Source organism: Endozoicomonas sp. SESOKO4, assembly GCF_024606275.1.
This window is the reverse complement of record NZ_JAHHPS010000092.1, coordinates 1-19,311: the sequence shown is the minus strand read 5'-3', so window position 1 is coordinate 19,311 and position 19,311 is coordinate 1. Positions and strand designations below refer to the sequence as shown.

The window sequence follows — 19,311 nt, the reverse complement described above, 5'->3', positions numbered from 1 at the left end:
GTGGAAGGTGTGGTGGAAACGTCAAATAATCTGGCGATCATCAAGATAAAAGATGGCCAGATTACCGTTGAAAATATGGTGCGAAGCCTGATTGACAGTGCCAGGGAAGAACATGCCGAGAGCATTGCCGGTTTATACCGGTTAATGGGGGCTGAAGTCAAAAAGCAGGGGGCTTACCCGGGATGGAAGCCTAATAACGAATCCGCTATTTTGAAAACTATGGTGGACATTCATGAGCAGCTTTTCGGCTACGAGCCTGAGATTAAAGTAATTCATGCTGGCCTGGAGTGTGGACTGCTGGGCAGTGCCTATCCAAACTGGGATATGATTTCATTTGGTCCAACCATTCGGTTTCCTCATTCACCGGACGAAAAAGTCCATATTCCGGCGGTTGAAAATTTCTGGAACTACCTGATAAAAACACTGGAAGCCGTGCCAGAGGCCTGATTGACCCATAATGCCATCAGAATGAGCAAATAAACTGGCAGTATTGTAAAAAATTGTGTAGATTGCTCTTTCCTATGAGGGGTAAGTGTAATAAACTTGCCCCCGTCTAAAGTCAGTCTGCTTTTGCCAGCCATTGAATGAAGAACAATTGATCTCATTATCAAATATTCCCCATACATGTGTGGATGCCCTGCGCTGGCAAGGGCTGCTTCCTATTGTCATCACTTCAAACTCTTTCCGGAGGTAGGTAATTAATATGGGTACCCTGAGCGCGGGAGGCCGTTTCTTTAAAAATGAAGAACTGGACGTTATTGAGCAACAGCGCCTGCAAGCTCTCCTTGAAATCACTGATCAGCACGATAAAGAAGTGACTCAGCTGAAGTCACGTCTTGATGCGGCTGAGCAGAAGGCTGAAAAGCTGAATAAGCAAGTCAAGAGCGCTGATAACGAGCTGAAAACGCTGCGAGCCAGCAATCCTGATCGCATGAAGAAACAGATCAAACGTCTGCAGGAGCAGAATCGAACTCTGACCACAGAGAATGGGACACTGAAAACCAAGCAAAAGCAGCTCACTCAGCAGCTCAATGCCAGTAAGCAGGAACTGGAACAGCTCCAGGCTGAAAAGGTTGATCAGGAAGAAAGCGAAGAGGCTTGATAAAAGGCTCTTTATTAGTTGCAGCAGGCTGTGCAGCGTATGGATATGAGGCTCACACGCCATAAGGCAGTTATGTCTTGAACAGATATATACTGTATAGCCCTTGCTGGTTCCCACATTTACTCATACGGTTGTCATTTCCTTCCGTAGAGGATTCGATCAAAGTCCAAAATTCATTTATTCTTCTGTGGTTAGCACTATAAACTCCGTTTTATCATCAGTGTGCTTTTTCGCCATGAGCATTCGGTTGAACAATAAACCATCAAGAGGGCAATTTATGAGTAACTGGTCATTGTGTCAGTACGAAGGCATTGATCACCTTGAGAAATCCTATACCTTCAAAAAATATTCAAGGTCTCTCTGTTTTCTAAACGCCGTTGCTGGACTGGCGGAATCCTACGTGCATCATCCGAGAATGGTGGTTGAGTGGGGCAAAGTAACGGTTGCATGGGGTACTCATGAGTCTGATGAAGGTTCAGGAGTATTGGCCAGAGATCGCCATCTTGCCCAGGAAACGGACCGATTATTCGAGCTTTTGCAGGTCAAACAGATATCGGACGATATCCGGTTATAAGTACTTCTGGATAGACAGCTTGAACCAGAAACATTGACGTGCTTTATAATCGCCGGAGATGGTCTTTAACTAATAGCTACCTGACACCGCTTCTGTTGAATGTCATGTTCAGCATTACGACGATGAGCATTTTGAGCTATTCTTGCAGGCTTGGATTGGAGCGTAAGCGCCATGCACAGGGAATTGTTGTATGAATCGAGTAGCCCGTATCAGACAATAACAAAAAAGCCGTTAATGCCTCTGAATTTTTGATTCAGCCTCGCGTTGTCAGCAAAGGGCTAATCTTGTTCTCTGTCAAGAAAAGATGCTATCCCTGATATTGAGGTACTAACTGTATTAAATGAATTGATTTGTAGAAAAAGGCAACATCCCGAGCTTCAAAACTAAACACTACCTGCGATCGTTCAACAAGGTATTGAAAAGTTTCTTCTGAGTAATAACAGGCATAGGTAGGTTCATTCTTGTATTGCCATCGGGAAAAGGCTTCCTTATCAATCATCAGTTTGGTCATGAATGCCAGTATTTCACCGGGCTTGATCATACTCCAGAGTTTGGACAGCCAGGCAGCGGGTTGATGGATGTGCTCTATGACTTCAGTCGCCGTAATAAGGTCGTATGTTTTCTCCAAAACTCTCTCATCCGGGAACACGAGATCATACAAAGCCATAGGCCAACCGGCTTCAGCCATAATCAAAGAAAGTGTGGGGCCCGGGCCCGCAGCCAAAGTCCAGCCCCCGCGCTGGATGATATGTGAGTACTCAGAGCACCTGAAATAGTCTCTATGTTTATCTGGCAAGGTCATGGGGTATGGTATTGCACAGTGGGCATTGACTGTTTTCAGGTGTTGCAAATAGTGTATTAACCACTTTCGTGACTGCCTTCAGCGAATTTGGAAATTGGCACCCAGCCCATTTGTTTCTGTTGGTTTTCTACCCAGGCCCAAGCATTAATCTCGCGAACGATTATCAAGTCTTCTCCCATGCTCACACTGAGCTCTCTCGCTGTGTAGTCTTCCAGAGCCATTCCCTGTTTCTGGTTCAAACGTCTTATCAGGGGCAAGGGAGCCCAACCCTCTTTACCTGAGGTGGCAGTGACCCAGATCCATCCGGGAAATTCATTATCACTTTTACCCAAGGTCAAATGGTCGCCTTTACTGAAAGTCACTGGGTCTGGGTAGCATGCCTTATAATCTTCAATAACCTTGACTGTTTTCATAGCTCAGCTTTTAGAGGACAGTTCTTTCATACCCTCTTCCAGACCCTTGATCGTCAGAGGAAACATTCTGCCCTCGAACTGTTCATGGATGATCTTTGTAGAATGGGTGAAAGGCCAGCTGTCTTTATTGATCGGGTTCAACCAGATAGCGTTGTCAAAATGATCCAGAACACGCTGCATCCAGTTGTGCCCCGGTTCATCATTCCAGTGTTCAACGCTCCCGCCTGGTGAGGTGATTTCATAGGGTGACATCTGGGCATCACCCACAAAAATTACTTTGTAGTCTTTGCCAAAGCGATGAACGATGTCCCAAATTTCGGTCTTTTCAGTTTGTCGACGAACGTTGTTTTTCCAGACCCACTCATAGAGATAGTTATGGAAGTAGAAAAACTCCATATGCTTGAATTCAGAGCGGGCACAGGCAAACAGAGCTTCACAGTCTTTGACGTGAGCATCCATCGAACCACCGATGTCCATAAAAAGCAGTACTTTTGCTGAATTGCGTCTTTGCGGAACCATTTTAATGTCCAGCAACCCTTTATTAGCCGTGGATCGAATGGTAGCTTCAAGGTCCAGCTGATCAGGAACACCCTGTCGTGCAAACTTTCTGAGCCTGCGCAGCGCCATTTTCATATTGCGATTGCCCAGTCTTTCGTCGTCATCCAGATTCTGAAACTCCCGTTTGTCCCAGACTTTGGTGGCGCTCTGGTTTCTGCTCTCGTGTTGCCCTATGCGAACCCCCATTGGGTTGTTGCCGTAAGCACCAAAAGGGGAGGTGCCGCCGGTACCTATCCATTTATTCCCCCCGGCATGACGTTCTTTTTGCTCTTGCAGACGCTTCTTCAGTGTCTCCATTAGTTCTTCAAGACTGCCAAGGGCCTTGAGTTTTTCCCGCTCTTCTTCGCTGAGTTGATTGATGAATTCTTTTCTGAGCCACTCTTCCGGTATGGTGGCTTCAAGCAAGTCTTCAACACTCTCGATACCGTCGAAAAAAGCTTTGCAGGCTTTATCGAAGCGATCATAGTGACGTTCATCCTTTACCAGTATGGCCCTGGACAGTTGATAGAAAGCTTCGGTATCCGCAAACACCACATGGGCCTGCATCGCCCTGAGCAGGTCAAGATATTCCCGGGTACTGGCCGGGACACCAAAGGCGCGAACTGTATCGAAAAAGTGAGTCAGCATCGGTTCACCTTATCGACGGGTCATAAAGGCGAGTCGTTCCAGTAGTTGAACATCCTGTTCGTTTTTAACCAGAGCTCCATAGAGTGGTGGTATAGCGCTGCGAGTGTCACGGTTTCTGAGTACATCGGCAGGTATGTCGTCAGAGTTAAGTAACTTGAGCCAGTCAATTAGCTCAGAGGTAGAAGGTTTTTTCTTCAGGCCGGGGATATCCCTTAATTCAAAGAACATCTGCAGAGCTTCGGAAACCAGACCTTGCTTCAGAGTGGGGAAGTGAACATCGACAATCTGCTTCATGGTGCCCGGATCAGGGAAGCGGATATAGTGGAAGAAACAACGTCTCAGAAACGCATCCGGCAGTTCTTTTTCATTGTTACTGGTGATGATCACGATGGGGCGTTGTCGGGCCTTGACGGTTTTTCGGGTCTCGTAAACAAAGAACTCCATCTTATCGAGTTCCTGAAGCAGATCGTTGGGAAACTCAATATCAGCCTTGTCGATTTCATCAATGAGCAGAACCACCTGTTCATTGGCTTCAAAGGCTTCCCACAATTTACCTTTGACAATGTAATTACTGATGTCGTGTACTTTTTCATCACCCAGCTGGGAGTCACGCAGTCTCGAAACCGCATCGTATTCATACAATCCCTGTTGAGCCTTGGTGGTAGACTTGATGTTCCATTGCAGCAGTCGTTTTCCCAGGGATTCTGCCACTTCTTCTGCGAGCATGGTTTTTCCGGTTCCGGGTTCGCCCTTGATCAGCAGAGGACGTTGCAGGGCAATGGCGGCATTCACAGCGGTTTTCAGTTCACTGGTTGCGATATAACTGTCGGTAGAATCGAATTTCATGATCACAATCGGATTTCTTGATGTTAGAGTTCTGTCAGCACTCTAACGAGGTTTGTAGCTGCTGTGAATACTTATTTTATATTTTGTCTGATCGGCGATGGCATCGATCAAGGATCTCTCTGTCCTTTGAGAGAACGACAGATTTAGGACATTGCTGATTTTTTCTGTCAGACTGTTTGCTGGATTGATCATACTTTTCAGGTGAAGGAGCGACTAAATGGGTTTTGAGTTTACAGCCATTGCACTGGTAGTTCTGATCGCTGTGCTGATTGGTACTGGTGTCAGAATGGTTCCACAGGGCTTTCATTACACTGTAGAACGTTTCGGTAAGTACACCCGAACACTTTCTCCCGGTCTGCACGTCATAGTGCCTATCGTTGATAGGGTTGGTAAGAAAATCAATATGATGGAGCAGGTTCTTGATATACCTTCACAGGAAATTATCTCTTCCGATAATGCTCAGGTAACGACAGACGCCGTTTGCTTTTACCAGGTGCAGGATGCCGTTCGTGCGTCCTATGAGGTCAATGAACTCTATCGGGCGATGCAAAATCTGGTGATGACAAACATTCGTGCTGTTCTCGGGTCTATGGAACTGGATGAGATGCTGTCCAACCGTGACCGTATCAACAACATGCTGCTGGTCAAGGTTGATGAAGCCACCAGTCCCTGGGGGGTGAAAGTGACTCGAATCGAGATTCGGGATATTGCTCCTCCGGGTGATCTTGTGGAGTCGATGGCTCGCCAGATGAAAGCGGAGCGTGAGAAAAGGGCTCAAATACTCGAAGCAGAGGGCAGCCGGGAAGCTGCTATTAAGGTCGCAGAGGGTGAAAAGCAGGCTCAGATTCTGCAAGCAGAAGGAGAACTGGAAGCAGCCAAGAGAGAAGCTGAAGCCAGAGAAAGACTGGCGGAGGCGGAAGCACGGGCAACTGAGGTGGTTTCCCAGGCTATTACTAACGGGGACGCCCGGGCTATTAATTATTTTGTTGCGCAAAAATACGTGGATGCATTGCAATCTGTTGCTGCTGCGGAGAACAGCAAGACCATCATGATGCCGCTTGAAGCTGGTAATGTGATTGGTTCGCTGGCGGGTATTAAAGAACTCGTGGACGACTTGAAGAAAACACCCTGAGAGGATCTGATTGATCAATGAACTTTCTGAACACTCTTCAACCCTGGCACTGGCTGATCGTTATGTTTCTGTGCCTGGGGCTGGAAGCTCTTGGGGCAGGTGGCTTCCTTCTGGGCAGTGCTGCAGCGGCTTTATTATTGGCAGCGATAGTATGGCAGCTACCTGAAACAAGCTGGGCCTGGCAGTTGGTCTGGTTTGCACTGGGCAGCCTGGTCTTTACAGTGGCTTACTGGAAGTTTTTCCGCCGGGTGAATGAAAAAAGTGATTACCCTCAGCTGAACCAGCGTTCTGCCCAATTGATCGGTCGGGTGCTGGTTCTGGAAAATGACCTGCCAGGCGGACAAGGGAAGATCCGGATAGGTGATACCCTTTGGTCCGTGAAAGCGCCCGGAGATCTTGAGAAAGGCTGCTCAGTGATCGTCACCGGCACAGAGGGGATGACACTTCTGATCGATAGACGTAGCTGAACATGGAGGACAGGCATTGGGAATGCTGAAGACAAGCCTGCATTTTATTAGTCAGAATCTGATGAAGTTGAGCTGGCTAGCTCTGCTTGTTCTTTTGCTACTGCTATTTCTTGGCAGCTGGTTGTTAATGTTTCTGTCCGGAGAAGCCGAACTGAGTGCTCCGGAGACCTGGTTTTATTATTTTGTGACAACGGCGACTACGGTGGGTTATGGTGATTTCAGCCCACAGACATCGGGCGGAAAAATGGTTGCTTCACTCTTGGTCATGCCGGGCGGCTTAGTGGTTTTTGCCGGTTTTCTCGGCAAACTGTCTTCATTTTTTGTTGAACTATGGAGAAAGGACATGAAGGGGAAAGGCGATTATTCAACATTGACCGGGCATATCGTGATTCTGGGCTGGCATCCCGAAAGGACAGCCAAAATGATTAAACTAATTTTTGGGGATATCCGCAGAGAAGACCGTAAGGTGGTACTCTGTGCCACAGAAGAAATGGATAACCCTTTTCCTGATCAGGTGTTGTTCATTCAGGGTAAGAGTTTGAGTGATTATGAGCTGCTCAGCCGGGCAGGAGTGACCGCCGCCGACCGGGTCATCATCTACCGTTCCAACGATGACAAGACACTGACTAGTTGTCTGACCGTGACGGCACTGACCAAATCCGCCCATATCGTGGCCTGGTTCGAACGGGAACATATGGTAAAACTGCTCAAGTCCCATTGTCCGCAAGTGGAATGCCATACCAGTGTTTCCATGGAAATGCTGGTGCGATCAGCCCAGGACCCTGGTTCATCTCGCATCCAAGGACAGTTGCTGTCAACACTGATTGGTCCGACACAATACAGTGTTAAAGTCCCTGAAGACTTTGGTGGAGTGAGTTTCAATCGATTGCTGGAATTTATGAAGAAACAGCATGAAGCTATTGTTCTGGGAGTCGCTGAAACGGCTACCGGTGATGATCTGGTTCTTAACCCCAATGGTGAACAGCGAGTCAGGGCAGGTCAACTGGTGTATTACATGTCGGCACAGAGAATTCGCTCCGGAGAAGTTCGCTGGAGCGATATTCATGAATAAATCCCTATCCGTATCCGTGATGGGGAGATCCGGGTCATTGATTCACTCATGGTGGTAATGAACCTGGCCTTTCCGGAACGCAATGAACTCTCCGGATTTCATAATGTTCCAGTTCTCGTTGGTGGTCAGGGGTTCGGTGGCGACTACGGTGACAACATCGTTTTTTGTTGTCACCTGCTTAAAATCAACACTCAACGTATCATCCTTCAAAGTCGCTTTTTCAAAAGGCGCCTTCCGGGTGATCCAGCTTAGTTTGGTTGAGCAGAAACAATAAAGGTGTTTTGAATCCGTTAACAACATATTGAACACTCCCAGCTCTCTTAGTTCCAGTGCCAGCTTGTGGATATAGCGATGCAGTGTTGCAGCCCGGGCAGGGGGGCTGGGAAAGCGTTCCCTGAGCTTGCACATTAGCCAACAAAAGGCATATTCGCTGTCAGTGGTGCCTACGGGACGGTAATAGCAAAGCGGTTTTTTCTTGATGCCTTTAAGCTGGCCATTATGAGCAAAGGTCCAGTTTCGTCCCCAGAACTCCCGGGTAAAAGGGTGGGTGTTTTCCAGAGCAACCCGTCCGGCATTCGCCTGACGGATATGGCTGATCACAATATCGCTCTTGATCGGATAATTCCTGACCAGCCTGGCAATTTCTGACTTACAGCTGGGATGGGGGTCTCGAAATTCACGGACCCCCGCTCCCTCATAAAAGACGATACCCCAGCCATCACTGTGGGGACCGGTGCGTCCACCTCTCTGCATCAAACCACTGAAACTGAAGCAGATATCGGTTGGTGTATTGGCACTCATGCCCAGCAGTTCACACATTTCAACGGTCCGTTCTTATTGTTTCTTCGCACTTTCCGTCCCAGGGGGCACGAAATTTGATCAACAGGTGGGTTCCTGCCTTTTGGATTGTTTCCGGTTGCCAGAAGGCTCTGGTGCTTGTTCATTTGTTTTCTTGTCTTTACCTGTTTTTTTTACCGGCAGAATAATGGCAACCAGAGCCGCCGACCCAGCGGTGATCGCAGTGATCAGTCCTGCTCTGGTCATGGTTTCAAAGCCGTGGGTCATGCCATCGTATACCATCGTCAACAGTGCAGGAGAAAGCAGATCGGAACCTCTGGTTAACCACCAGGGTGTATAAAGCAGGACGGCGGTTGTTAAACATAATAAACGCCTGAAGCGGACCGGCAGTCTTCCCGTAATCATAATCAGGGACACCAGACAACCCGTTGCACCTGCCAGGTAGGCTGCCCAGCCTAGTATAAATTGTGAACTTGTCATCCTTTCTCCTATTGGCGATGGCACCGGGTAAAGCCCAAGCTGGAATGAAAAAAGCCGATAAGAAAAATTCAGGTGGTTGATCCTGAGGTGCCGGCCGATAAAACTGAAACATTAGTCTATATTAATGCTGGTGTTAACCAGTGAACGCTGAGCCCGAAGCAGTCATAGAGTCTCAAGTTGAGGCCACTTTAACATATGTTTTCGGCATTTTGATCTTTTCCGGGCCAGAGGCTGGTGTTGATTTCGCTGTCATGACCATCGGGATGCATTAGACAAACTGTCTTATCGAATGACAACAATAACCCAACAGGATGGACACTATGGTCAATCTATCTGGGATTGCCTCCTGGTTTGACTGGCTGGCTCTCCTCTCGCTGATTTTACTCTGGGTAGGGTATACCGTTTTTGCCTATCGCAAAGGACAAGCGACGTCCTGCCTGGCCAGCGTGCTGGCACTCTACAGAAGGGACTGGATGTACCGATTGCTTGGCAGGGATAATCGAATAGCCGATGCGAGTCTTCTCGCGAGTCTTCGGGCATCTGTCAGCTTCTTTGCTTCCACCAGTATTCTGGTCATGGCGGGTCTGGTCACCGGCATTGCAGCATCAGAAGAAGCTGTAGGTGTTCTGTCGAGTATGCCTTTTGTGTCGACCAATACCCGTGAGCTATGGGAACTCAAGGTATTGGTGATGCTGATTATATTCGTATACACCTTTTTCGAGTTCACATGGAGTCTCAGACTATACAACTTTACTTGTGTTCTCATGGGGAGTGCTCCCCTGATGCAGGATATCAGTGGTAATAAAACGGAACAGAAAGTATTTGCGGACAAGGCGGGTTTTATTATGACGCTGGCGGCCAACCACTTTAACTATGGTTTGCGTGCCTACTATTTCTCTTTGGCCACACTGTCCTGGTTTATTCACCCGTCTCTTTTTGTTATCAGTACGGTTATGGTGGTGGTCATTCTCTATCGTAGGGAGTTCCATTCCAAAGTGCTCGATGCGCTGTCCGTCAACGAAAAGGAGTCGTAAACGAAAAGGAGCAGGGACTTAGATTAATATTCAAAAAAATCCATAATTCTGTCTTGAAATCAAAAAACCTGTCCCCACATTAATTTCAAAGTAATTTATGATCAGGCTGAGCGCTCAGAATAACTGTTCTGAACGCTGGCCTCTGCCAGAAAACAATGTAGAGGGTCAAATGACTGTCGAAGCTAAAAAAGAAACACTGGGTTTCCAAACCGAGGTCAAGCAACTTCTTCACCTCATGATCCACTCCCTGTATTCCAACCGCGAAATCTTTTTACGGGAGTTGGTCTCCAACGCTTCAGATGCTGCTGATAAACTGCGCTTTGAAGCATTGCATAACGATGGCTTACTGGAGAGCGATCCTAACCTGGATATCCGTGTGGATTTTGACCAGGAAGACAAGACCATCACCATTGCTGACAACGGCATTGGTATGAACCGTGAAGATGTCATTGCTCACCTGGGCACCATTGCCAAGTCCGGCACCGCTGATTTCCTGAAACAACTGACCGGTGACCAAAAGAAAGACTCACAGCTGATTGGTCAGTTCGGTGTCGGTTTCTACTCTGCTTTTATTGTTGCGGATAAGGTGACTGTAGAAACCCGCAAGGCCGATGCATCTGCTAAAGAAGCCGTTCGTTGGGTATCTGATGGTTCTGGTGAATTCACCGTTGAAGGCATCAGCAAGGAGAAGCGTGGTACCTCCATCATCCTGCACCTGAAAGAGGATGCTGAAGAATTTGCCGACGGCTGGCGTCTGCGCAACATTATCCGCAAGTATTCTGACCATATCTCCATGCCGATTCTGATGGTCAAGCAGGATATGTCTTCAGAAGAAGAAAAGCAGGAAGACCAGGCGCCTGAGTGGGAAACGGTGAATACTGCCAAGGCCCTGTGGACCCGTTCCCGTTCCGATATTTCTGAAGACGAGTACAAAGAGTTCTACAAACATATCAGCCATGACTTTGCTGATCCCATGAAGTGGAGTCATAACCGTGTTGAAGGCAAGCTGGAATACAACAGCCTGCTGTTCATTCCTGCCAAGGCCCCCTTCGATCTGTATAACCGTGACATGCAGAAAGGGCTGAAACTCTACGTTCAGCGCGTTTTCATCATGGATCAGGCTGATGAGTTCCTGCCCATGTACCTGCGCTTTATCAAGGGTGTGGTGGATTCTAATGATCTGTCTTTGAACGTATCCCGTGAAATCCTTCAGAAAGACCCGGCTGTAGACAGTATGAAAGGGGCATTGACCAAGCGTGTTCTGGACATGCTGGAAAAAATGGCCAAAAAAGAAGAAGAGCAGTATGCAGAGTTTTGGAAAGAGTTTGGCCAGGTTCTGAAAGAAGGTCCTGCTGAAGACTTCGCTAACCGTGAGAAAGTTGCCAAACTGCTGCGTTTTGCGTCCACTGAGAGCAAGGGTGTAGAGCAGGATCAGTCGCTGGAAGGTTACGTTTCCCGGATGAAGGAAGGTCAGGACAAGATCTACTACATTACTGCCGAAACCCACAATGCTGCAGCTAACAGTCCTCACCTTGAAGTCTTCAGGAAGAAGGGGATCGAAGTTCTGTTGTTGAGCGATCGTGTAGATGAGTGGCTGATGTCCCACCTGAACGAGTTTGATAGCAAACAGTTTGCTGACATTGCCCGTGGTGATCTGGATCTGGGTCAGCTGGACGACGAAGGCGACAAGAAAGCCCTGGAAGAAAGCGCCAAAGAGAAGGAAGACCTGCTTAAGCGTATCAAGGATGCTCTGGTGGATCAGGTTGAAGAAGTGCGTGTAACGCACCGTCTGACGGATTCACCCGCCTGTCTCGTCGTGGGTGAGCATGATATGGGCGCCCAGATGCGAAAGATCATGGAAGCTGCTGGTCAGGCCATGCCTGAATCCAAGCCTATCTTTGAAATCAATCCGGAGCATCCTCTGATTAGCCGTCTTGATCAGGAAGCTGATGAAGATCGTTTTACTGACCTGTGTCGTGTGGTCTTCGATCAGGCTAACCTGGCTGCGGGCGGCCAGCTGGATGATCCGGCCAGCTACGTTCAGCGTTTGAACAAGCTGCTGCTGGAAATGGCGGGCTAAGACAGTGTTGGAGCCGGAACTTTATGTAAGTTCCGGCTCCTGACTGTTACTTGGTCAGTTTTTTCAATGCTGCCTTTAAGTCCTCTCTGATATCCAACAAGCCGTTTTTCAAGCCGTGCTTCAGCTCATTCACCTCTTTTCTCACCGTCAATTTAACGCGCTCAGATCTTGAGTCCGTTTTCTTCCGTTTAAAATCAATGCTGGCCTGATTTGCCTCGTACCTGAGATCGCTGGCGGATCTCATGAAGTTCTTAAGCGTGAGCACCTGACAAAGGTAGTCGCTGACGGGCTTGAACTCCATGGCTACGTCCTCAAAAAACTCAGCTAGTTGATAAAGCAGGCTGCCCAGGCTCGGCATCAGTTCAACATTACGACTTTGGAAATGCCCTCTGACGGGTTGTTGAAAGTTGTTAGTCTCAGGATGCAGCCTTCCGGTGGGTTGACCTTCTACTTTCATAAACGATACCTCCCTGTTCGTTTTAATTCCTATTTGATTATAGAGCTGTTTAACGCTGTTTTGATGCTGTTCCGTTAGTTCAGATAACCAGTTGGTTATCATTATGCCGGTTAAACATTTAGATAACCCAGCTAAAATATACGGTTATAGTCGTAAGTATTAAGGCTGACTTCGCTAAATTACTTCAAGTTCAGTTCATCTTTCCGAGTTTTGATCTACGCTGTATTGAGTCTGATACAGGTTTTTCTGGTCAGTTCCCCTGTGACAGTGGCATTCATTCATGAAATCCTGTCGTAATGTTTTATTGTCAGAATGGCTGGCGATTCTGTTAGCACTTCTTGTGTTGTCGGGCTGCAGTATGCAGTCTTCTCCCATTCTTTATCCAAAAGGGCCGGTTTCAGAAACTGAACGGGATTTGTTGCTCTTGGCCACAGCCATCATGCTATTTACTTTGCTGCCCGTTTACCTGATTACTTTCTGGTCATGCTGGCGTTATCGAGCCAAGGGTAAGGGGGCCTATCAGCCAGATTGGCACAAGTCCATTTTTGTAGAAGTGTTTATTTGGGCCGGTCCGCTGGTCATTGTCGTTGCGATCAGTATTCTTGTTGTCATATACACTTACCGACTCGACCCCTACAAGCCTCTGGTCACTGGTGAAAAAGCGTTCAGGGTTCAGGCTATAGCACAGAACTGGAAGTGGCTTTTTATCTACCCGGATCAGCAGGTAGCGGTAGTCAATGAGCTGGCTTTTCCCAGTGAGAGGCCGCTGAATATTGAAATTACATCAGACACCGTCATGACGTCGTTTATAATTCCAGCCTTGGGTGGTCAGATTTATGCCATGGCCGGAATGACTACCTACCTGAATCTCAGGGCCTACGAACCAGGTCGTTTTTCTGGAAGAAATACCCAGTTCAGCGGTCGTGGCTTTCCCCATATGGTGTTTGAGGTCCAATCACTGTCTGAAGGCGACTTTTCGCAATGGCTCGATAAGGTCAAAAAAGCCAATAAACGACTGGATTCGATCAGTTATCAGAAGCTGCTCAAACCTGAGAGAAAACACCCGGTGGAATATTACTCCTGGGTTGAACCGGAGTTGTTCCGTCAAATCATTGCTAAATACACCGGAGCCAGTGGTGCCTTGCCCCTGCAAAAGCCCAGAAGTCTGGAGTAAACCATGTTGGGTAGACTGACCATTGACGCACTGCCACTCTACAGCTGGATCGCTGTGGGAGGTGCTCTTGTTACCGTGATGGCTGTGCTTTTGACGGCTCTGATCGTGACTTGGGCTGGCAAATGGCGCTACTTATGGGAAGAATGGCTGACCAGTGTTGATCATAAGCGGATCGGCATTATGTACATTCTGCTGTCGCTGGTTATGCTTGTCCGGGGTGTTATTGAAGCCATCATGATGCGAACCCAGCAAGCTATTGCTCTCAACAATGAAGGGTATTTACCGCCAGAGCATTTTGAGCAGATTTTTACAACTCATGGCACCATCATGATCTTTTTTATGGCTATGCCATTTCTTACCGGCCTGATTAATGTCGTCGTTCCCCAGCAGCTGGGTGCCAGAGATGTGGCCTTTCCCTTTATGAATTCAGTCAGTTTGTGGCTGACTGCTGCAGGGGCCGGACTGGTGGGGATTTCTTTGGTACTGGGCAAATTCTCAACGGCGGGTTGGACTGGGTATCCGCCTTATTCAGGCATTGGCTTCAGTCCGGGTGTTGGGGTGGATTACTGGATCTGGGCACTGCTGGTCAGTGGTGTGGGCAGCACCATGACCGGCATCAATTTCATAACGACCATTTTGAAATGTCGGGCTCCCGGCATGGAACTGATGCAAATGCCGTTGTTTGTCTGGACCGCCTTTTGCACCAGTATCCTGATGGCATTTGCTTTTCCTGCGCTGACGGTGGTGGCGGCTCTGCTTGGGCTGGACCGGACGTTAGGGATGCACTTTTTTACCAATGAGCTGGGTGGCAATATGATGAACTTTGCCAACCTCATCTGGATCTGGGGACACCCTGAAGTTTATATTCTGATTCTGCCAGCGTTTGGTGTTTATTCTGAAGTAACGGCGGTATTTTCCAAGAAAAGGCTGTTTGGCTACCGCTCTTTGGTCTACGCCACCATGGCTATTGGACTGTTGTCGTTCACGGTATGGTTGCACCACTTCTTCACCATGGGCTCCAGTCCAAACGTCAATGCCATATTTGGTATTGCAACGATGATTATTGCCGTTCCCACTGGTGTTAAAATATTTGATTGGCTGTTCACCATGGTAAGGGGGCGGATTGTTTTTCATCCTGCCATGCTGTTTACCATCGGTTTTATTATTACCTTTGTAATAGGAGGTATTACCGGAGTATTGCTGGCCATACCTCCGGTAGACTACCTGATGCACAACAGCACCTTTTTGGTGGCGCATTTTCATAACATGCTGATACCCGGTGCCTTGTTTGGCTACTTTGCCGGCACTCAGTTCTGGTTCCCAAAGGCCTTTGGATTCAAGCTTAATGAGTTCTGGGGCAAGGTGGTGTTTTACTGCTGGTTTATCGGTTTTTACCTCGCCTTTATGCCGCTCTATGCCCTTGGGTTATTGGGTATGCCAAGAAGGCTTGAGCAATATACTCATCCTGATTGGCAACCTTTCTTGCTGGTGGCCTTTACCGGCGCATGTTTTGTCTTGCTTGGCCTTTTCAGTGTCTTTATGCAGTTTTATGTCAGTATCAGAGACCGTAACGAAAACCGGGATCTGACCGGCGACCCATGGGATGGGAGAACCCTTGAGTGGGCCACCTCCTCACCTGCAGCACCCTACAACTTTGCTGTGATTCCAGACGTTAGCAACGTTGATGCCTTTTGGGAGATGAAAAATAAGGGGGAAGCCTATCATTTTCCTGATCAATACAAACCCATCATAATGCCCGCTAATACCGGAGCAGGCGTTTTGATTGGTCTGTTCGGGTTTTTAGTAGGATTTGCTTTCGTCTGGTATATATGGTGGCTCGCTATTCTCGCCATGATCGGTGTTATCGCAACACTGATCGTCAGAAGCTGTAATGATTATGGCGAGGAGATCATCACATCAGAAGCTATCATGGCCATCGAGAGTCAACGTAAAGCCCAATTGATGTCTCAGGGCAAATTGTGATTGTACGAAGAGCCCTCAGCCAGAGGAAAGCCTTAAGCCAAAGGAAAGCCTCATGAATCAGGATATGCTCCGACAAGTTATGTCTGAACACCGTGAAGACTGCCTTGATAACCGGGAATTCGGATTCTGGCTCTATCTGATGACAGATGCGATTATCTTTGCTCTGTTGTTTGCAACCTATGTCAGTATGTTCAGAAATACTGCCAATGGTCCTGAACCCATTCATCTTTTTGATCTCAAACATGTTTTTTTTGAAACCGCCTGTCTGTTGATCTCCAGTGTAACGTTTGGTTTTGCCTGGTTGGCTGCTATGAATAAAAAACGACCATCAGTGATACTATGGTTAATCATCACCATCGTTTTTGGTGTTGCTTTTGTCTTTCTCGAAGTCGTTGAGTTTTTAGAAATGATTCAAGAGGGAGCAGGCCCTCAAGCCAGTGGTTACTTGTCGTCATTTTTCACGCTGGTTGCTACCCATGGTATTCATGTGAGTATTGGCATGATCGGTATCCTGACGATGACTCTACAGGTCTTCATGAAAGGGCTGACGCCTCAGGTCTGCTCCAGATTGTTTCGCCTTGGTTTGTTCTGGCACTTCCTGGATATTGTCTGGATCGGGATTTTTTCTGTGGTCTACCTGCCGGTGTTCATATAGGAGGCAATCGTGCAAGCACATGAGCATAGCCTGAAGGACTATCTCAAAGGGTTGGTTCTGGCGATTATTCTGACGGCCATTCCTTTCTGGGTCGTCTGGTCTTCGGCTTTCCGGGCAAGAATACTGTTTGCCATTATCGCCATTTGTGCTCTGATTCAGGTGATGGTCCACTTACGCTTTTTTTTGAACATAAGCCTTAAAAATACGGGCAAGGACTATCTGACAGCCCTTTTTTTTGCTGGAGTTCTGATATTCATCATGGTGGGTGGAACCGTATGGATACTGTTTGATCTGAACTTCAGAATGATGTGAGTGAAAAGAGGGCAGAAGTCGTTTTACTACTTCTGCCGTCAGGCTGCCTCTGCGCCAGAAATAGAAGCATTCATTTTGATCAGTGAGCCAATGGCTGCCGCAGTAGCAACAAAGTCGCGGATGCCCCGGGTATTATTGCGGGAGATGAATCGAGTGTAATAAGCGAGTACCGCCGGGATAACACCGGCTGCACCATTATTAGGTGCAGTGACAACCCGGCCTACACAGGCATTTTCTTCATTGACGGACATGGCAAACAGGGTAACCCAGTCCAAGAGGTTGGCCATTTCGGGAGAACGATCAAAAGAATAGTTGCAGTGAAACTGTGTCCTATCCTGATTCAGGTTATAGAAGCAACAATAGAGTCAGGGTGATTATGACACCTAAACCAGTAATCTTTATGGCTTTGCCCGCAGATGAAGTGGGAACCTTGGTGGTACTGGAAGTCGAAATGGTACTGGAATTCATAATGAAACTGGAATCCGTCTTGTCAACTTGAGCGTACTCTGCAATGAGTGACGAGCAGACTTCAGAGTCAAAGAATAAAAGACCTTCCAGATTGACCAGTCCACTACAGGCAGTGGCTGTTGAGCCATTGATGGCACTCCAGATATTCGCGACCTGACCGGTTGTATAGAGGGTAGGTGTTGCTGTTAATACGGTTGGATTCAGGTTTGGCATGACAACGGATGAACCCATCAATTTTGTGCATTCAACTGCTGCCTGTGGCCATGGATGAATGGCTTTCAGACTGAATTCTTGTTTAAATTGTTGCCACGGAATGACGGCCTGCAGGTGATTGCAAGCCAGGGCCAGTTTAAGGGGGGTAAAGACGGTTATAGCTGTTCCTTTTACCCAGATCTCATTGCCTGCCAGATTATAACGAGAAAGTTCTGCATTAATATCTTTATGTCCTATAAGAACGAAACCTCCCTGTTGGGCAATAGCGCCGAGTAATGTGGAGCTGGCAATGTAGACCGTGTTTCTGAAGATATCCATACTGGTTCCGGGCCCAAGCATAAATTCACCCGCTTTTGCCATTTTGCCCCGGAAAGTGTTCCCAATAACAGCAATCCTCTTTGACTGGTTCCTGATGGCAGGAAGGTTAATATTTATCACCTCATCGGGAATGTATTCGCTGGTCGGCGTGTTGATAGTAGTACCTATGGCCGTGTTATTGATGAACCGCAGGCCCGGACCCGGGCGCATTGGATGAGCCGACGCATCCAGAGGTTCTTTGCAATCAAGGTCAACTGCCGCCTGGTTAGGAAGATTGAACTCGTTGTTTTCTAAAATCAGTCTCCGATTAAAACACTCTGCGAATAAAATAGTGTCAACTGGCCTGCGATTTCCGGTTCCAGTTGGCAGGAAAGTAATGTGTCTTATATGGCTGTCTTTTGTTTTTCTAAAATGGAAGTTGTCAGTGGCTCCAGCCCTGACCATATATTTTTTATTATAAGTTGGGTGAAGCATGATAACGATTTCAAAACCGTCATCAGCAGCGCCAAGAAGATCCTGACCATCCTTCAACACTATTTCTCTTCTAATAAAGTACTTAACCTGGATTTTTTCCGTCACGGGAGAAGCTGATGGAGAAGGTGTCACTGCCTGGACAGTACCGGACGAGAAGAGTATAACGGTGTTCTCAGGAATCTGTTTTATCTTCTGGTCCAAATCATCATCCGGGTTGGGAGTGAGAACAACGCACTGTCGATTGCGAACAAGGTGGCTGTATTGTTTTAACTGCTGCTCAACTCCCGGCGTTTGCTTTGTAAGAGACTGGCAGGAAACCGTTGGAAAGGGGTTCGTGGTTGGGGATTGAGTCGTAGCCTGAGCCCGTATGTTCAATGCCTGTAACAGGAGTATAGGAGCCATCAACCTGGTCAGATAATGCTGCCGCTTGATCATATACACGACTCCCGGGAAAGTGCGATAGGAGATCGGGAAGGCTGAACGGTTCCCCCGATTGGACGACCCCGTAGCGAGAATGGCAGAAAATTGAGCATAAAATTCCGACTTGTTAAGGTGAATCGTGGATCAACTTGCTGAACTAGGAGGGATTTTTAGACCAATCTGATGTCGCCGCAGCAGAGCAGTCTATTCTTGGTCGGTCTCCCGGATGCTGTCTTCAAACTTCTGCAATGGCGCATGACCAGCTCCAAGAATAGTATAAACAGCAAGAAGTACAAAAAGAGTGAACAGCGTTCCCTGGCCAAGCCCTGCAAAGATAAAAACCCCTCTATACATCCTTGATATGGTCCCGACCTCTGTAGGGGACAATTTCGAGACAAAGCTTGATATGAAAGTGCGAATAATCAGCCCCCGGGGCTCGCTGGGTTTACGGGGGAGCTCCCTGCAAAAGTTGCCCGTTAAAAGATCAGTGCACAGTGAACAAAATGAACAGGCGAAGAATAATTCGCTTTGCGGTGGATAACTATAAAGATGCCTTAAGGGAAATCAAACTACACCCGGCGGCTAAAAAGGTATTCAAGCAAAGAAGGACAATGCCTGAACCTCATTACCTTATGTCAGTAGAGTGGGGGCAAGTCTGGTAAATGGCTTCACTGAATTTGATCTTTTCAGGCAGGGGTTTAAAAAAGCATTGTCATTTGGTGTGTTCTCCCATAAAATAACGTCATATTTCGGAAGTTATTGGTTTTAAAGGCTTTTATCTGAAATTAAATCTGTAGAGGCGAGTTAGCAAAGCGGTTATGCAGTGGACTGCAACTCCATTTAGACCGGTTC

General features: G+C 47.5%; 19 protein-coding genes and 3 pseudogenes. 13 read left to right on the top strand and 9 right to left on the bottom strand.

All coding sequences use genetic code 11. From position 1 onward, the window contains the following. The 3 genes and pseudogenes from KDK16_RS01580 to KDK16_RS01570 all read left to right on the top strand — a co-directional run. Positions 1-447, top strand: a pseudogene (locus tag KDK16_RS01580) (M20/M25/M40 family metallo-hydrolase); the annotation flags it as partial. Between the two features lie 256 nt (positions 448-703). Next, positions 704-1,102 carry a hypothetical protein gene (locus tag KDK16_RS01575; RefSeq protein WP_257254846.1) on the top strand — a complete coding sequence of 133 codons (399 nt, stop codon included), beginning with the start codon at positions 704-706 and terminating at the stop codon, positions 1,100-1,102. Between the two features lie 277 nt (positions 1,103-1,379). After that, positions 1,380-1,676 carry a 4a-hydroxytetrahydrobiopterin dehydratase gene (locus tag KDK16_RS01570; protein WP_257254845.1) on the top strand — a complete coding sequence of 99 codons (297 nt, stop codon included), beginning with the start codon at positions 1,380-1,382 and terminating at the stop codon, positions 1,674-1,676. A gap of 307 nt (positions 1,677-1,983) precedes the next feature. On the opposite strand, the gene KDK16_RS01565 is transcribed toward KDK16_RS01570, so the two are convergent. The 4 genes from KDK16_RS01565 to KDK16_RS01550 are packed head-to-tail and all read right to left on the bottom strand — an operon-like array spanning position 1,984 to position 4,922. Continuing rightward, entirely contained in the window at positions 1,984-2,478 is a 495-nt protein-coding gene (locus tag KDK16_RS01565; protein WP_257254844.1) for a class I SAM-dependent methyltransferase, read from the bottom strand. A 56-nt stretch (positions 2,479-2,534) separates the two neighbouring features. Continuing rightward, positions 2,535-2,891: an SH3 domain-containing protein gene (locus KDK16_RS01560; protein WP_257254843.1), complete on the bottom strand. Its 357-nt coding sequence runs from the start codon at positions 2,889-2,891 to the stop codon at positions 2,535-2,537. A 3-nt stretch (positions 2,892-2,894) separates the two neighbouring features. Beyond that, complete coding sequence (locus KDK16_RS01555; protein WP_257254842.1) at positions 2,895-4,076, bottom strand: VWA domain-containing protein; 1,182 nt, start codon at positions 4,074-4,076, stop codon at positions 2,895-2,897. Between the two features lie 9 nt (positions 4,077-4,085). Beyond that, positions 4,086-4,922, bottom strand: coding sequence for a MoxR family ATPase (locus KDK16_RS01550; protein ID WP_257254841.1), 837 nt, complete (start codon positions 4,920-4,922; stop codon positions 4,086-4,088). A 217-nt stretch (positions 4,923-5,139) separates the two neighbouring features. On the opposite strand from KDK16_RS01550, the gene KDK16_RS01545 reads away from it, so the two are divergent. Genes KDK16_RS01545 through KDK16_RS01535 form a run of 3 tightly spaced genes read left to right on the top strand, consistent with a single transcriptional unit; the run spans position 5,140 to position 7,593 of the window. Then, on the top strand, positions 5,140-6,054 hold the full coding sequence (locus KDK16_RS01545) for an SPFH domain-containing protein (RefSeq protein ID WP_257254840.1): 915 nt from the start codon (positions 5,140-5,142) through the stop codon (positions 6,052-6,054). A 17-nt stretch (positions 6,055-6,071) separates the two neighbouring features. Continuing rightward, a complete protein-coding gene (locus KDK16_RS01540; RefSeq protein ID WP_257254839.1) occupies positions 6,072-6,521 on the top strand; it encodes an NfeD family protein in 450 nt (149 codons plus the stop codon). A gap of 22 nt (positions 6,522-6,543) precedes the next feature. After that, on the top strand, positions 6,544-7,593 hold the full coding sequence (locus KDK16_RS01535; protein ID WP_257254838.1) for a potassium channel family protein: 1,050 nt from the start codon (positions 6,544-6,546) through the stop codon (positions 7,591-7,593). Between the two features lie 42 nt (positions 7,594-7,635). On the opposite strand, the gene KDK16_RS01530 is transcribed toward KDK16_RS01535, so the two are convergent. Together KDK16_RS01530 and KDK16_RS01525 are read right to left on the bottom strand one after the other, a co-directional pair. Then, positions 7,636-8,412: a class II glutamine amidotransferase gene (locus tag KDK16_RS01530; RefSeq protein WP_257254837.1), complete on the bottom strand. Its 777-nt coding sequence runs from the start codon at positions 8,410-8,412 to the stop codon at positions 7,636-7,638. A gap of 60 nt (positions 8,413-8,472) precedes the next feature. After that, positions 8,473-8,871 (bottom strand): hypothetical protein, encoded by a 399-nt coding sequence (locus KDK16_RS01525; RefSeq protein WP_257254836.1) that lies wholly within the window; start codon positions 8,869-8,871, stop codon positions 8,473-8,475. 320 nt (positions 8,872-9,191) lie between these two features. Here KDK16_RS01525 and KDK16_RS01520 point away from each other — a divergent pair, with 320 nt between their 5' ends. Together KDK16_RS01520 and htpG are read left to right on the top strand one after the other, a co-directional pair. Then, positions 9,192-9,905 (top strand): DUF599 domain-containing protein, encoded by a 714-nt coding sequence (locus tag KDK16_RS01520; protein ID WP_257254835.1) that lies wholly within the window; start codon positions 9,192-9,194, stop codon positions 9,903-9,905. 169 nt (positions 9,906-10,074) lie between these two features. Next, a complete protein-coding gene (gene htpG / locus KDK16_RS01515; RefSeq protein WP_257254879.1) occupies positions 10,075-11,985 on the top strand; it encodes a molecular chaperone HtpG in 1,911 nt (636 codons plus the stop codon). 46 nt (positions 11,986-12,031) lie between these two features. Here the strand turns inward: htpG and KDK16_RS01510 are convergent, their stop codons facing one another. Further along, positions 12,032-12,442 (bottom strand): hypothetical protein, encoded by a 411-nt coding sequence (locus tag KDK16_RS01510; protein ID WP_257254834.1) that lies wholly within the window; start codon positions 12,440-12,442, stop codon positions 12,032-12,034. Positions 12,443-12,722: 280 nt separating this feature from the next. Here KDK16_RS01510 and KDK16_RS01505 point away from each other — a divergent pair, with 280 nt between their 5' ends. The 4 genes from KDK16_RS01505 to cyoD all read left to right on the top strand — a co-directional run bounded on the left by KDK16_RS01505 (position 12,723) and on the right by cyoD (position 16,566). Then, a complete protein-coding gene (locus tag KDK16_RS01505) occupies positions 12,723-13,616 on the top strand; it encodes a COX aromatic rich motif-containing protein (protein WP_257254833.1) in 894 nt (297 codons plus the stop codon). 3 nt (positions 13,617-13,619) lie between these two features. Next, entirely contained in the window at positions 13,620-15,599 is a 1,980-nt protein-coding gene (locus KDK16_RS01500; protein ID WP_257254832.1) for a cbb3-type cytochrome c oxidase subunit I, read from the top strand. A 64-nt stretch (positions 15,600-15,663) separates the two neighbouring features. After that, positions 15,664-16,254, top strand: coding sequence for a cytochrome o ubiquinol oxidase subunit III (cyoC, locus tag KDK16_RS01495; protein WP_257274358.1), 591 nt, complete (start codon positions 15,664-15,666; stop codon positions 16,252-16,254). Between the two features lie 9 nt (positions 16,255-16,263). Next, positions 16,264-16,566 carry a cytochrome o ubiquinol oxidase subunit IV gene (gene cyoD, locus KDK16_RS01490; RefSeq protein ID WP_257254830.1) on the top strand — a complete coding sequence of 101 codons (303 nt, stop codon included), beginning with the start codon at positions 16,264-16,266 and terminating at the stop codon, positions 16,564-16,566. A gap of 47 nt (positions 16,567-16,613) precedes the next feature. On the opposite strand, the pseudogene KDK16_RS01485 reads toward cyoD, so the two are convergent. Together KDK16_RS01485 and KDK16_RS01480 are read right to left on the bottom strand one after the other, a co-directional pair. Beyond that, positions 16,614-16,844 (bottom strand): annotated as a pseudogene (locus tag KDK16_RS01485) (L-serine ammonia-lyase, iron-sulfur-dependent, subunit beta); the annotation flags it as partial. A gap of 67 nt (positions 16,845-16,911) precedes the next feature. Further along, the gene (locus KDK16_RS01480; RefSeq protein WP_257254829.1) at positions 16,912-18,474 is read right to left on the bottom strand and encodes a hypothetical protein; all 1,563 of its coding nucleotides are present in this window, start codon (positions 18,472-18,474) and stop codon (positions 16,912-16,914) included. A gap of 440 nt (positions 18,475-18,914) precedes the next feature. On the opposite strand from KDK16_RS01480, the pseudogene KDK16_RS13440 reads away from it, so the two are divergent. After that, positions 18,915-19,121, top strand: a pseudogene (locus KDK16_RS13440) (transposase); the annotation flags it as partial. Positions 19,122-19,311: the final 190 nt, after the last annotated feature.